Annotated in this window: 11 protein-coding genes; 6 read left to right on the top strand and 5 right to left on the bottom strand. The window is 33.6% G+C overall.

Annotated features, from left to right (window positions below; translation table 11 throughout):
• The first annotated feature begins 1 nt into the window (after position 1).
• The 4 genes from BK054_RS15490 to BK054_RS15475 all read left to right on the top strand — a co-directional run bounded on the left by BK054_RS15490 (position 2) and on the right by BK054_RS15475 (position 9,033).
• Positions 2-2,488: a hypothetical protein gene (locus BK054_RS15490; RefSeq protein WP_071307465.1), complete on the top strand. Its 2,487-nt coding sequence runs from the start codon at positions 2-4 to the stop codon at positions 2,486-2,488.
• A 52-nt stretch (positions 2,489-2,540) separates the two neighbouring features.
• Positions 2,541-5,108 (top strand): hypothetical protein, encoded by a 2,568-nt coding sequence (locus tag BK054_RS15485; protein ID WP_071307464.1) that lies wholly within the window; start codon positions 2,541-2,543, stop codon positions 5,106-5,108.
• Between the two features lie 955 nt (positions 5,109-6,063).
• Positions 6,064-6,993 carry a type IX secretion system membrane protein PorP/SprF gene (locus BK054_RS15480; protein ID WP_071307463.1) on the top strand — a complete coding sequence of 310 codons (930 nt, stop codon included), beginning with the start codon at positions 6,064-6,066 and terminating at the stop codon, positions 6,991-6,993.
• A gap of 30 nt (positions 6,994-7,023) precedes the next feature.
• Positions 7,024-9,033: an OmpA family protein gene (locus BK054_RS15475; protein ID WP_071307462.1), complete on the top strand. Its 2,010-nt coding sequence runs from the start codon at positions 7,024-7,026 to the stop codon at positions 9,031-9,033.
• Positions 9,034-9,212: 179 nt separating this feature from the next.
• Here the strand turns inward: BK054_RS15475 and BK054_RS18180 are convergent, their stop codons facing one another.
• Positions 9,213-9,512, bottom strand: a complete 300-nt coding sequence (locus BK054_RS18180; RefSeq protein WP_083387863.1) for a HipA N-terminal domain-containing protein — start codon at positions 9,510-9,512, stop codon at positions 9,213-9,215.
• Complete coding sequence (locus tag BK054_RS15470) at positions 9,512-9,712, bottom strand: helix-turn-helix transcriptional regulator (RefSeq protein ID WP_006259945.1); 201 nt, start codon at positions 9,710-9,712, stop codon at positions 9,512-9,514. Before BK054_RS15470 ends, BK054_RS18180 begins: the two co-directional genes overlap by 1 nt.
• A 468-nt stretch (positions 9,713-10,180) precedes the next feature.
• On the opposite strand from BK054_RS15470, the gene BK054_RS15465 reads away from it, so the two are divergent.
• Both BK054_RS15465 and BK054_RS15460 read left to right on the top strand, forming a co-directional pair.
• Complete coding sequence (locus BK054_RS15465) at positions 10,181-10,786, top strand: hypothetical protein (RefSeq protein WP_232234292.1); 606 nt, start codon at positions 10,181-10,183, stop codon at positions 10,784-10,786.
• Positions 10,787-11,071: 285 nt separating this feature from the next.
• Positions 11,072-11,401: a hypothetical protein gene (locus BK054_RS15460; RefSeq protein ID WP_232234291.1), complete on the top strand. Its 330-nt coding sequence runs from the start codon at positions 11,072-11,074 to the stop codon at positions 11,399-11,401.
• A gap of 66 nt (positions 11,402-11,467) precedes the next feature.
• Here the strand turns inward: BK054_RS15460 and BK054_RS15455 are convergent, their stop codons facing one another.
• The 3 genes from BK054_RS15455 to BK054_RS15445 all read right to left on the bottom strand — a co-directional run bounded on the left by BK054_RS15455 (position 11,468) and on the right by BK054_RS15445 (position 15,375).
• Entirely contained in the window at positions 11,468-12,055 is a 588-nt protein-coding gene (locus BK054_RS15455) for a DUF3347 domain-containing protein (RefSeq protein WP_071307461.1), read from the bottom strand.
• A 251-nt stretch (positions 12,056-12,306) separates the two neighbouring features.
• A complete protein-coding gene (locus tag BK054_RS15450; protein ID WP_071307460.1) occupies positions 12,307-13,893 on the bottom strand; it encodes an efflux RND transporter periplasmic adaptor subunit in 1,587 nt (528 codons plus the stop codon).
• A 3-nt stretch (positions 13,894-13,896) separates the two neighbouring features.
• On the bottom strand, positions 13,897-15,375 hold the full coding sequence (locus BK054_RS15445; protein WP_006265513.1) for a TolC family protein: 1,479 nt from the start codon (positions 15,373-15,375) through the stop codon (positions 13,897-13,899).
• Positions 15,376-15,438 lie beyond the last annotated feature (63 nt).

Genomic DNA, 15,438 nt, shown 5'->3' with positions numbered 1-15,438 from the left:
GATGAATAGTATAAAAATAAATAAAGTATCTATTAATTCATTTATCTTATTGATTGTAGCTATGTTTTTTAGCATAGCTACATCATTTGCTCAAAATGATTTATATACAACAAAGATAAAAGATGGTAGTGTGGCCAATAGCAGTGCTGCCGCTAGTGAGAATACGGTGCTAGAACTTGAGAGTGTTAGTAAAGGTTTTTTATTACCACGTTTAACCACCTCGCAGCGTAATGCAATTTCAATTGCAGATAAAGAAAGAGGAAACGGACTTACAATCTATAATATTGATACAGATTGTGTTAACTATTGGAGTAAAACAGGAAATAGATGGTTGAGTCTTTGTGGATCATTACCTCCTGCAATTATGGATATATCTAATTGTAATGCTATAAAATTAAGCGCTTCTGGAAGTGATATGTTAACTCAAGGTAAATACTTAAGAGAAACAGATGTATTATATATAACTGTTAAGGTAGAAGAACCAGGATCTTTTAATATCAGCGCGGTAAGTAACAATGGTTATTCTTTTTCTAAATCAGGAACCTTTGATACAACAGGAGTGTATACTATTGCTTTAGATGGTTTAGGAACTCCTTTACAGGCTAATGAACAAAGTGGAGATTTAATATCATTTAGTTTTAATGGTAAACCAGCTCCAACAAATTGTATGTTTAGTATTAAAGTGAAGTCTTCAGCCCTTAGTTTTACACTAGAGCCTCAAGATGTACAAGCTAATTGGGATGCTTATATAGGTGTGCCGTTAAATGCAAATGATAACAGAATAGATCTTACAGTTAATGTAACTGCTTTGGGCTTTTGGAGAATTACAAGTAATAGTGAAAATGGAATGTCTTTTAATGGAACAGGAGAGTTTACCAGTACAGGAAGCCAAACAATCTCTGTTGTAGGGCAAGGAATTCCGGTTAAATCAACACCAATAAGCAACCCAAGCATATTTAATTTTACTACAAATTCAAGTGCTAATAACGCACCTACAAATGTTAAGGCTAGAGTTAATGTAAAACCAGTATCTTATAATTATCTATGTGATGACCCAAATAATAAAGTAGAGTTTAGAGGTGAGTACAAACAAGATGTTAAGCTTGGAAGAAATAATGCTATTTTATTGCCTGTTACAGTTTTAGCTCCAGGAACTACCACTATTGAGCTTATTGGAACAATGCACGCAAGTAGTGGAAATACGCAGGTTAAATACACAGCTAAAGACGTATATCTTAGTTTTAATAAATCTCGCAACGATGTTCAATACGTAACTTTATATCCAGAAGAAGTATTAGTACCTAGAGGGGTTAGTGCAATAACTTTTGATTCAGCTTTAAATAGTAATATTTGTACTACTTTCCCTGAGATAAAGGTAAAAGAACAAGTGGTTCGCTATAGTGTGGAGTGTAGTAGTGTTGTTGTTAATGGGAATTATTTAGTGGATACAGATATTAGCAAAAATAGTATTTCGCTAAAAATAAGTGTTGATTATCCAGGGGATTATTCCATTGTAACAAATCAATTAAATGATGTGAGTTTCTCGGCAAGTGGAACTTTTGATAAACCAGGACAGTATGTGGTGGAGTTAAAGCCTTCCGGTAATTATAAACAATCAGGACGTTTAACCTATATGATTACAACAGATAGTCAATCTGGAAGCACAGTATGTTCAACAACTGTTAATGTAATAGATAGAGATATAGTTATATTAACCTTAGGAAACGTAAACTATGGAGCTAGTCCATCAGGAAACACCTATGCGGGAAGTGCTATTTTAAAGAGTATTAAAAACTTCGGACCAAACGGGATTGTTAAGGTAAATAATATAAGAGTGTTAACCACAGGTCTTCAAGGAGAATCTCTACGTAGTTATATTATCAATAATAAAGTAGATATTATCCATAATGTGATTGGGTATAATGCTAATCAAGCTACTTTAAATGTTTTTGATTGGTTTGTGAAAACTGAAAAAGGAGTACTGATTATCAGTGATGAAAACACTGCCCATACCTCTAGTAAACAGTTTATGGAATCTCTAACAGGACAGAGCATTGGTAATGCAAGTAGTAGATTTACAATGATTAATCCTGTTTTAGATTCAGCTCAAGATGAAGCTATTGTAAAAGGACCTTTTGGTAGTTTAAAAGACAAGTACATTGGTAATGACGCGTCTAATGGATGGTATTTTGATGGAGTTAGATCAAATACTGAGCTTACCCCACTTATTGTTAGAAATGATGGATCAGGTGATACATGGGGATTAAAACATAAAACTTTAGGTTTTGCTTTCTTCGGAGATGGAGGATGGGTAGTTGGTACTATGACAAACACAAGTACAAATGTTTGGCCATCTAGATACACAGCAGATGGAACACCTATTGGTAAGCCTTACGATCAAGGGTCAACAGTGTATAACAGTGTTCTTTATGCAAATCTAATGGCATGGGCGATAGAATATGTAAAAGAAAATAAATCAGTGAAGTAATTAAGAATTAGGCTAGAGCATTTTTGCTCTAGCTTATTTTAAAAAAATGCTTATGAGAAAAAATAGAAAATTTAAAGATATAATCCTATTTTTTTGTTTACTTATTTTAAGTGTATTTACATCTATAAATGTACAAGGACAAAGAAAAGGAGCTCAGATTTCAGATAATTCTGTTTTACAGAATACTCTAAATCCATTATCATTTAGCATACTGGATTTAAGTTCTGTAGAACGTGGTTTTCTTCTGCCTCGTATGACAATGGAACAGCGTCAGGCAATACCTGTGAAGAATTTACAACCAGGACTGATGATTTATAATACAACAAGAGATTGTATGGAGTTTTTTAGCGCAACAAGAAATCAGTGGTTAGGGCTTTGTGGAGATGGAGAACCAGCCGAGTTTGTAATTACAGATGCAAGTTGTGGTAAGATTCGAATTGAAGGAAACTATAACGAAGGAGTGTTTTTACAATCACGTGCTAACTTGATTGCTATGGAAGTAAATGTTTCTACCCCTGGAACTTATCAAATAGAGGCAGAGGCATATAATGGAAAAGAAAAAAATGGTTATGCTTTTTCCTCAAGCGGTATTTTTCCTTCACCAGGAACATACAATGTTTTTTTAAGAGCAACAGGAACTCCTAAAAAAGGTTATCCAAGAGATAATACAGGTAAACCTACAAGTGTAGGAGATATAATTAAGTTTAAATTCAACGGTAAAGATATAGATTGTCAAACAAATATTTTTGTAGAGAAAGAATCTTTACAATATCAGATAGATAGAGTTGTACCATCTGGGGAGTTTTACACAGGTGTGAGTTTAAAAGACAAGCGTAGTGGTTTTTTAGATGTACATATTAATCAAATCACAATGGGAGGAATCGTAGAGATTCATACTCCAGAGATTAACGGTATTCGCTTTATAGGAAAACGCGCTTTAACCAGCGCGGAGGTAGCTTCTAAACAGGCTATAATTAGGCTCTATGGTGAAGGAATCCCTTTATTGCCTCGTACAACACCTATGGACTTTATTAGTAATTCTTATGTTAGGTTAGAACTAGGGGAGTCGCCTAAGGTAAAAGTGGAAAATGTAGATATAGAAAAATTAAACTTTGATGTGCTTTGTGATAATACAGGTCAATACAAAATTAGTCATCAGGGAGAGTTTGAGTATAATGAGCCTTTGACAAATGATCATAAATTGAATGTACCAGTTAAGGTATTAGCCCCTGGAAGAGGTAAGCTTGTAGCTACAGTAGATGTTACAGGTAGCGGCTTTGGACAACAAACCCAAAAGATTGAGTTTAGTTCAGAGGTGGTTGATTTTGAGTTTAATTCTCTAAGGGATGATGTACAAAATGTAGTGCTAACTCCAGTTAATGGAACTGGTAAGCCAACTGTATCTAATAAAGATATAACCTTTAAATTTAAGATGCTATCAAAAGGAGCTCATGAGTATGATTCTAGTTACCCAATAGAGAACAATGATAGAGATATTGTGGGATGTGAATATAATGTGCCTGTAACAGGAGCTCCAGTGCAGTATGAAATACTATGGAATGATATTCAAATAGGAGGAAAACTCAGACCTTACTCAGTGGCAACTAACGCTAATTATATAGATGTACCAGTTAAGATTATCTTCCCAGGTGAAGCTGTTATAGAATCTGATGTTCAGGTAAATGGAGTAAGTTATAAAGGGTCGAAAGTATTAACAGATAATGATATTAATACAAATGGAGGAGTAACAACTATTCGATTACAAGCCACTGGTAGACCAGAGAAGGCCGATCAATCTGTATTTACTTTAAAAGGAAACAGTATTGGTAATAATCCTCAAATAGGACCTGTTACTGTACCTATTTTGTATAGACCAATGGTTTTATTATCCTCTGGAAATAGTTCAGGATATCGTGTAGATGCAGGAACAAAAGCTGGATTGTTAAACAATAAGGATTATTTTGGTCCTAATGGACTTGTTAAAATAGAAAGCTTAATTGTTGTTTCAGGAAGTCATACATCAGCTTCAACGTTCTCAACTGCTTTAACAAATAATAAAGTAGATATAGTTATAGGAACGCTAAACTTTGGGTTTGATAATACTAAAAATGATGTTCTTTATGATTTCTTAGTTAATCAAAAAGGAGCAGCAATGATTAATAATGAAGTAAATGAGTCATCTGCAGCAGCATTTATAAATTTATTAGCAGGTGGAGGAAGTGCAACTATTTCAGGACAAAGTACATTCCATACTTTAGTAAGTATTAATGATCCGCTTCTTGTGGGGCCATTTGGAGACTTAAGAGGCTTAACCCTTGGGGAGGATGTAGCAGGTAGAACAGTTAATAATTTACCGTCTTCTTATATTACCTACGATGCAGACCCAAACAAACGTTGGGTTATAAGACACAATAAGTATAATTTTGTTTATACTGGAGATAGCGGATTTATGCAACCAGGTAATGTTTATGGAGTTAGTGGTAATTCTACTAAAGCAACTGTAACAACAGGTAGAGGATCTGCAGGAAACGCTAGTCTTCCAACTTATAATAGTCACTTTACAATGAACTTCTTGGCCTATGCAATTGATCAAATTCAAAGAGATAGACCAAATGAGTAAAAAAATAAAAGAGAGCTAAAAATAGCGCTTTTTAGACAGAAGAGGTAAAATAGGAATAAATGTGTTCTTAGTTTACCTCTTTTTTTTGGTTATAAAATTTAAATAAGAATCAGTAAAGCAAAATTAATGAGTCTTAGGTTAGTTAAAACTTTATTTTTATAGACTAATTAGAGGGTATAGTAATTAATAAATTAAATGAAGAAAAATCGTGTATATACTTGTGATATATCTATTATGTTTTAAGCTAATAAATCAAATAATTCTTCCTTTTATTCTAAGGGTAATTATTTTAAGTATAAAGCTAATTATCATCAGAGAAAGTAAAAAAAACACAAAGGAAAGTACCATAAGAAGTATCACAAATACAATCGGGATTATTTTGGCTAAATAAGGCCATAGTGTAGGATTACCTGGATTAGAGGTGATCTTTTTTTGTTAAAAAATTCTAAGTTTACGGCTTTTTTTACCTATAAAATCTTATGTAAAAAGTTGTAATACGACGAAAAACCTCTTGTATTGACAAGAAGCTTAGAATATTTATTAAAAACTGGATAAGAATACTTTAAAAAGTTGTACATAAGGTGAATTTATGCAAATTGTGATATTCGTTTTTTTAAGCAGGTGATTTTTATATGGATATTGTCTTGTGTGATTAAGTGTTTTTGTATATGTGATTTTTGGTGATTAATTGAAAAAACCTGCAACTAGGGATTGTTTTAAGATTGTTGTAATTTTTTTTTAGTTTTTCTTTTTTTTCGGTATTTAATAGGGTTTTATTCAATAATGATTAGTTAATTGTTTGTTTTACAGGCTTTTTGTTATTTTGTTTTAAGAAATAGTATTGGTAATTAATGAGAACAATAGCAATCCATTTTGTTTTTTAACATTTAAAAATATGGATTGGGTATGTTCTTTGTTAAAGTCTATTTACTAGTAATAAATAACAAAAAAGGTTATGAAAATAAAGGTAGATATTAAAAAGATAGGAGTGAGTTTACTGACTTTAGGATGTTTTACAACTATGCAAGCTCAACAAGACCCTCAATTTACACAATATATGTATAATACCTCAAACATCAACCCTGGGTACTCAGGTACTCGTGGAGTGCTTAATGTTTTTGGTATGTATAGAGCACAATGGGTAGGGCTTGATGGATCTCCTCAAACAGCAAATATATCCATAGATACTCCACTTGGGAAAAATGGACTCTCAGGAGGTATTAACTATACCAATGATAGAATTGGAGCTATTTCAGAGAATAACTTTTCTGTAAACCTAGCCTATGCGGTAGATTTAAATGACCAGTACAAATTATCATTTGGTTTAAAAGCAACAGCAAATCTTTTAAATTTTGATAAAGACAAGCTTGATATATATGATCCAAGTGATGTTTCTTTTGTTGATGTTAATAATAAATTTAGTCCAAACATAGGAGCAGGATTGTACCTATATTCAGAGAAGTCTTATCTGGGGGTGTCTGTGCCTAATTTTATGACTACAGATAGAACAGAGAATGAGGGGCAAAAATTAATGCGTCAAAAAATGAACTTTTATCTTATGGGAGGATATGTTTTTGAACTTAATCCAAGTTTAAAATTCAAACCTGCTTTTTTGGCTAAGTCTGTTTCTGGCGCTCCTATGCAGGTTGATTTAACAGCAAACTTCTTGATTATTGATAAATTCACACTAGGGGCATCTTATCGTTGGGATGCTTCTGTAAGCGCTCTGGCTGGATTCCAAATAAATGAAGGATTGTTTATAGGATATTCTTATGATGCTGATACCACTAAATTAGCTAGATACAATTCTGGATCACATGAGGTGTTTCTAAGATTTGATATTTTCAATAAATACAATAGAGTAACCACAGCTCGTTTCTTCTAAAAAAGCTATAAATATAATATAAGAAAAAGAATGAAAAAGATTTACAAAACAGGGTTTATAATGTGTTTAAGCTTGTTTTCTTTGACCAATTTTGCCCAAAACAGTTATGTTAAAAAGGCAAATAAGCAAATACAGAAAATGGCTTATGCCGAGGCAATTACTACTTATGAAAAAGCAATAGCAAAAGGAAAACAAGCAGATGATATACTTTTTAATTTAGCCAATGCTTATTATGAGAATGGTATGTACTTACAGGCAAATCACTGGTATAAAAAATTGTTTGAAAACGTAAGTCAGGCTAGTGATATAAAAGATATAGAGGCTTACTATAGATACATTCAAACAATTAGAACAACAGGTGATTATTTTTTAGCAAACTCAAAGATGGAGCTATTTGCCGAGAAGGCCCCTGGAGATTCTAGAGTAAAAAAGTATTTGAGTAATCCTAACTACTTAGAACAGGTTAATACCAATAGAGATGGGTATAGGGTAAAGCAACTAAATAGCGTAAACACCCCAGGATCTGAGTATGGCTCTGCATTATATAAAGGAGAAATTGTTTATGCATCATCGGCTAAAAAAGGTAAACAAAAAGGTATTCACTCTTGGACCAATGATCCTTATACTAAGCTTTATTCTGCTTCGGTAAGAATTGATGGGTATATTGGCAAGGCGAAACCTTTTGCTAGAAAACTAGAAGGGAATTATAATGAGGCTAATGCTATTTTCTCAGCCGATAGTAGAACCATGTATTTTTCTAGTAATAATCGAGCAGATAAAAACGTGAGATACTCAGATAAAGCTTTACTAGTTAATCTATATAGAGCCTATAGCTTTGGACCAGGAAAATGGGGAGATGTAGAGAAATTAAGTATTAATGTAGAACATGCCAATACAGCTTCTCCTGCTTTATCACCTGATCAAGATTGGATTTATTTCTCATCAGATAGACCCGGAGGATACGGTCAGTCAGATTTATATAGAGCTAAAGTATTTAGAGATGGATCTATTGGAACTCCAGAGAATTTAGGAGATAAAATAAATACAGAAGCTAGAGAGAGTTTTCCTTTTGTGAGTTCTGATAATGTATTATACTTCGCCTCGGATGGTCATCCTGGATTAGGAGGACTTGATCTTTATGGAGTACAGATTTATCAGGATGGAAGCTTTGGAGAGGTAGTTAATTTAGGTAACTCAATTAATAGCCCTTATGATGATTTTGCTATGTATTTAGATCCTGAGGCTAAGTTTGGGTTTATTACCTCCAACAGACCCAATGGAAGTGGTAAAGATGACTTGTATTATGTGAGAATGAAATTAGGAACTGAGCTTAATATCTCTCAAGATATCACAGGAAAGATTATTGATCAAAAAACTAAGCAACCAATTCTAGATGCTTTTGTGTTTTTATATGACAGTAAACATAGAATGATAGAGCAAATAGAGGTTGACAAGCGTGGTGAATATGTTTTTAAAGACGTAAAAATAAACAGAGATTACTATGTGTCGGTAAAAGCAACTGGCTATGTATCGGAAGAAAAATCAGTAGAAGATGTTACATTAACAGATGTGAAGGTTGTGAATTTTCAGCTTTTAAAAGATACAGCTCTGGATATTGATCACTATAACAATTCTGGTGAAGCACAATCCTATAAAGAGATACAAAAAGGAGAAGATTTAGGTAAACGTTTAGCACTTGCACCAATTTATTTTGATCATGATAGCGCTATAATTAGAACTGATGCTCAGTTTGAGCTTGCTAAAGTAGTTATGATGATGAAAAATAATCCAACTATGAAAATACAGGTTCGTTCACATACAGATAGCAAAGGGTCTGATGCTTATAATATGGGATTATCAGAACGCCGAGCTCAAACAACAGTTGATTGGTTAATTTATCAAGGTATTAATCCTTCTAGGTTAAGCGCTAAAGGCTATGGTGAGACTAATATTATTAATCATTGTCAGAATAATGTTCCTTGTTTAGAAAAAGAACATCAACAAAACAGACGTAGCGAGTTTATTATCATGGAGTTATAATATGTAGTCATTATAGAATAATATGTAGTAGAGCTACCTTCTTATAAAAAGAAGGTAGCTCTTTTTTATAGGAGATTTTTCTTTGTCTTTTGAAGTGTTTTTTATAGAGAAGAAGTTGAAAATAGATAGAGATTTTGGATGTACAATTATTCATGATTTTCCGCCTCCATCGGATAAACTTAGACAGCTCCAATAGTGTCTCTACATAAGTTGATTAATAATTCAGATCGGTCACGTGGATTAAGCTTCCAATGTTTTTCTCCGATGTCTAGTAACCAACCTTCAGGAATTAACCCATCGAAAAAAGGAAAAAGTACATTACTATGATAAGTTTCTTCAGATAAGGGTAAACTAATTGGCTTAGGATTAGTTGTTTTTAGATAATCCTTTTCATAGTAAAACGAGTAACCATTATCTGTTTCAAGAAGATAACCAGCTAATTGATCTTGAAAATATATTTTCGTTTGTCTTACCCTTATTATCTAGTTTTATCAATTACACCTACTTCTTTACCAAATAGAGCTAGTACATCGTTTACTTTGTCTAAACGAAGTGTTTTTTTACCTTGTTCTAAATCACGTACAAAACGCAGTCCTACACCAGCATTTAATGCTAAATCCTCTTGTGTTAGCTTTAATTCTTTTCGTTTTTGCTTTACAAATAATTGTATTGAATCCATATCTATACCTTTTCAGGTATAAGGTATACATAAAAATATTATATAATACCTCTTCGGGTATAGTTTGTACTTAATTTGTTTTTTTATACCCGATAGGTGTTATTTTATGAGTTAAATAGAAAGTGTTTTTAGTTGGAAAGTTCTTAAAGAATAAGCTTCTATTTATATGTTTTTTCCTCTGATAAGTTTAAGTCAAAGATTCTATTTTTTCATTCTTGATTAGAAAGAGGTCAAAATAGTATTGGTACAAACAACGCACTACTTCTATAAGTGCTTCTGCTGGTCTATGGAAAAAAAAGTCCTTTCTCTGTTGACATACTATTTCAAACAGAGATACGCAACCTAAAAACAGAAGAATAAAAAACGATTAACCTTTATGAATTAACAAGTTATAACTATTTGCCAGAAGTAAAGTTTAATTATGTATTGTCTAGAAAATGGCAAGCTCAATTACAGCTCTCTGCTTAATTGACTACTTTAAAAGAAAAAGAAAATAGATATAGTTATAATAGGGTAAACGATGATTTTTCTGGTGTTTATGATTATGTTAAAAAAGGAGAGATAAAAAAACCTTATGTACTAGATGAGAATCAATATAGAATTGAGGTGAGTACTACTTATAGACATAGTCAGTTTTGGTTATACAGTTTAGGGGTGAGTTACCAAAAAGACAGCTATGATGAGTATTATAAGCAGACACTTTTTAAATCTCAACTTGATAAACAAACTCCAAAGGCTGAAGCTAAGGTACTTTATCAAAAACAAAAATATCAAGTAGGGGTAGGAGTGAGTTTTGAAGCTCAGAAATCACAAAAAGCTTTTACACAAGAAGACACTACTTTTCAAAGTTTGTATCAAGAGATTTACCTTCCTGCTTTTAGATATCGAACGATGGATAAAAATTATTTGACACTAGAGCTAGATTATATTTACAGTCTAAAAGAGAGACAGCAGATAGGAGCTAGATTTACTTTAGGTAAACTATGGGCAGATAAAAGTGAGTTAATACTAAATGACCAGGCTTATAAAGTTAGAGCTCATCAAGTTTATATGAGTTTATATTTTCAGTTTTAGTGCGTATAACAATAATTAGATTTTTATAAGTATCTTGCTATCAGTCACTTTTTTTCTATAGATATGTAAAACTGTAAGGACGAGTCATTTATAGGATATACCTTTGTCGTTCCTAAGGAAACAAAGGAAGTAGTATTAATAATAAAAAAAATATGAAATGAAAAGAATTGTTCTATTACTAATGATGGCATCTATGGCACTAGCTTGCTCTTCTGATAATAATGAGGTAAATGAGAGTGAAATAGTTGATGGAATTTCTACCTCAACTAAGATTCAAACACCAAAATGGCTTCAAGGAAATTGGAGGATAAGTGGGGGGGGACTTCACCATTTGTTCCTGGTTTTAGTATTTCTTTAAATGAGTTATGTTTCATTTCTCTAACAACAGAATGTTTTCAAGAGATGATTAATCAGGCTTATCAAGTGAATCCTGATGTAGTCAAAGTAGAACAAGAATATAGAGAAGGATTACAACAAGGGTATAGAGAAGGGTATTATCGTCTAGCTATTTACCTTAATAATACTACAACAGAATTTATATTTACTGAAAAAAGTAATAGTGAGGTTAGATATACAATGGGAAATGTAAAAGGTACCTTATTTAAAGTCTTATGAATAATATTCCAATAAAAACAGAAAGGCTGTCCAATCGGACAGCCTTTCTATTTTTTAGTTATAAAACTATTTAGTTTCAAATGTGATTTTGTTTTGATTAGCACCACATTTAAGCATTGAAGAACCGTATAATGGGTTAGAAAGGTCTTCTACATCACTTAGCCATTGACCACCTTCACCGTTGTTGTACATTGGGCAGTATTGTTCAAATACTACTCTGTCTGTTCCTACCGTATTGATTAGTTTTACTAAATCTTCTGTTAGGTCTTCGAATTCTTCTCTTTGTACTTTGATGTCTGCTACGTCAATCTTAGTAGCTGTTTCTACTAATTCTTTCACTAGTTCTTTTGCCTTAGCATCTTCTGTTACTACTGCATTAAGATTAGTTACTAATGTTTTACTAGCTGTCGCAGCTTCTGCTTGATTGTCTTCTTGAAGTGCTTTTTTAACTAAGAAATAAGCATCAAGAGTAGATTGTAATACATTAGATTCTTTTACTGTTGTTACTTTCTCTGCAGCGCTAGCTGTAGTGTGATCATCGTGATCATGTCCTGCGTGTTCTTCTGTAGCTGGAGCTGTTGTTTCTTGTTTTTTGTCATTACATGCAGTAAGTGTGAAAGCTAATACTGCAAAACTTAAAATTACTTTTTTCATTTGATTGTTATTTGATATTTGTTCTTTTTATTTCAAGTCACAGATTATAAATCTGCGACAACATCTTTTTTGTCAAGTAAAGTTAGAAAAAAGAAGGTAGAGTAGGTCTACATTCTTTTTTCTGTTTTTTGTGTGTTGTTATAGACATGTATATACATTTTGGACAAACCACATCACATTATCTAAGTATCTAATACCTTAAAAGGCACCCATTCCTAATTCTTAACTCTTAATTTGAGCGAAGCGACTTACTATCTTTCGAATTGGCAACAGCTGTGTAAGGCTTTATAATCTGCATCTGTAGCTTTGTCTAGTTCTGTATCATGTCCTACCTTGGCTACAGCTTTAGATATAGCAGCTTTAGAGGTTAGTTTCTTGTCAAAATTAAGGTGTAGTACCTTTTCTTTTACATCCCAAGAAGCAGTAGATACCCCTTTTACTTTTTTAGCAGCGGTTTCTATTCTCTCTTTACACAGGTCACAGTTTCCTTTTACTTTAAGCATAGCATGTTCTAGATTAGCACTTGCTGTAGTGCTGTGATCATTACCATGATTAGCGTGACCTGTAGCAGCAGGAGCATTATCATTATTCATCATACTTCGTTTTCCTTCTAACTGTGCACTGGCATCAACTGTAAATACCCCATTGGTTACGATTTCTTCTCCATTTTCTAATCCTGACATTACTACATAATTCTCTCCAAGTGAAGGTCCTAATACGATTTCTCTTAGCTTAAAGGCAGGAGTAGCAGTCTTGGGTTGTTTTACATAGATTACAGAGCGTTTACCAGTCCATAGTACAGAAGATTTAGGAATGACCATTTCCTTATTGTACTGTTTTAAAGGAGCTGATATTTTTGCACTTGCGTACATTTCAGGTTTAAGGTTATTATTTCTATTATCTGTTTCAACCCTTACTTTAGCTGTTCTAGAAGTAGCGTCTATAATAGGGTTGATAAAAGCAATTTTTCCTTTAAATACTTCTCCGGGCAAACTCTGTAATGTATATTCTAATACATCTCCTTCTTTGATAAATGGAAGGTCATTCTCATAGGCATCAAATACAGCCCATAGTTTAGATAAATTAGAAATATTATACAGCACAGTTCCTTGACTGATATAATCACCTTGGTTAACATTTTTTGCCACGACAATACCACTTGTATTTGCGTGTACAGATACATAAGGAGAAACATTCCCTGTGCTTAAAACTTTGCTTATTTGAGCTTCAGACATCTTCCAAATGCGCAATTTCTCTTTAGCTGCGTCTAATAATAAGGGCTGTAAGTCTTTTAACTTAGCTGCTTCTAATAACTCTTGTTGAGCGGTTAGTAAATCAGGAGAATAGATAGTAGCGATTAGTTGTCCTTGTTTTACAGCTTCTCCTGTAAAGTTAACATACAACTTCTCAATACGACCATTGACATGAGAAGTTTGAGATTGTTGTAATCGCTCATCTACTTGTATGGTTCCATAGAGTTGAATGTCTTTTACAGCATCTTGATGCCCTACCACAGTAGTCTGTATATTAGCTAGTGCTACTGCTTCTTTAGACATCTGGATTGCCTGATCGTCTATTGCATCATCACCACCATCAGAAGATTTAAGCGGAATTAAGTCCATAGCACATAAAGGACATTTCCCTGGTTTATCCATTTTGATTTGCGGGTGCATAGAACAAGTCCATACCGTATTTCCCTCTTCTGTAGTAGCTGGTTCTCCATTGTGCTGATGCGATCCTGCACCACCAAAGACCATCCATCCTAATAATAACCCTACAAGTAATATTGCACTATAACGTACAATATTGTTTTTGAATATATTTCTTATTTTGTTCATTGCCTAAATATTTTGTGTGTTGTCACGTATTGCTAATAATTTCTTGATAGAAGCTACCATGGTATTATAGTTAGCAATTGCTTCTGCTTTTTTTAATTGGTAATCTAATAATTGACGTTGTACTTGTATTACATTGGTTAAATCACTTTTACCTGTTACAAATTCTTTGATAATAAGGTTGTAAGTCGTCTCAGCTAATGTAGTTTGCTTTTCATACAAGGTGACAATTCGTTCGGCATCATCTAATTGACTTTTGTATCCATAATACTCACTTTTTAAAGTATTGTAAGTGTCTTCGAATTTTTGATCACTAGACTTCCACCATAGTTTACCTTCTTCTTGTTGGGCTTTATACTTTTTGCGGAAGATAGGAAGGCTAACAGTCACCATCGGCATAATCATATCTTTTCCATTCATATCTCCCATAGCCAGCATTTTATCATTAGTCTTTCCGATAACCATATACTGCAATCCAAGCCCTATCATAGGGTAGCTCATTTTCTTGTCCATTTCTGCTTTTGCTTTATAGGCAAGACCTTCTTCTGTGATCATTGAAAGCATAGGGTTATTAGCCTCTATGGCAAGAAGAGCATCTTGCTCTCCATAGATAAAAGAAGTTTTTTCTATTTCACCTAATACTACCTCATGGTTTGCTTCTCTGTTTAAAAGAGCATTGAATTTTGCTTTCTCTGCTTTTAATTGAGAGTGTAAGCTTTCAATATTATTCTCTATCTCTATAAGCTCTAATCCGATACGCAATACATCGGACATTCCTGAGGCGCTACTGCTACCCATTTCGCTCATACCTCCACCAGATCCCATAGAAGAAGACATTGCTGGTGCGCTACTAGCAGTAGCGCCACCACCCATACTCATTCCCCCCATACCTGCTGATGTAGAAGCGGATGGAGTAGAGGCAGTCTTAGTGCTTACTTGTGGAGTTGCACTTGGTTTTGCTGTATTTGAAGGAGCAGAGAACTTTCTAAGAGCTAATTGTTCTAATTGTTGTAAGAGTTTTTTGTTCTCTTCATTATTTCTTAATTGTTCGTTTAGCTTCTGCATGGCATACCACTGGGTATGTACTTGTAAAGTAATATTATCAACGACTTCTTTGTACTGCTCATTTTGCATATTAGCCATGTGACCAGCTTCTATGCGGGCACTCTTACGGGTACCAAACCAAGGAAGCATCTGCATGATACTTACATTACCAATAGAGCGTCCACCGACAATATCCATAGGCTCTGTATAGAAGTCCATAGATAGTTCTGGATCCTGAAAAGCACCTGCTTGTGGAATCTTTTGTAAAAAGGCTTCATGAGCAAATTTCTGTGCTTTAATCCCTGGGTTATTCTCTATGGCTACATTAAGGTAGCTTGATAGAGAGTCTTTAGGTTGCTGCTGCGCTATAGCCGTAGCAGTGAAGCTAGTCACTGCTAAGAAGGCCGAAGCTAAATATATATACGTTTTATTTTTGTTCATTGTTTTTTTAGTTTACAGTTGACGGTTTACAGTTCCCGGTTCACAGTTTATGTACTAGATGTG

Origin of the sequence: Myroides sp. ZB35 (assembly GCF_001865835.1) — a bacterium.
In the GTDB taxonomy this organism is placed as follows: domain Bacteria; phylum Bacteroidota; class Bacteroidia; order Flavobacteriales; family Flavobacteriaceae; genus Flavobacterium; species Flavobacterium odoratimimum.
Note: the sequence above shows the minus strand (reverse complement) of the source record. Positions and strands in the feature narration are given on the sequence as shown.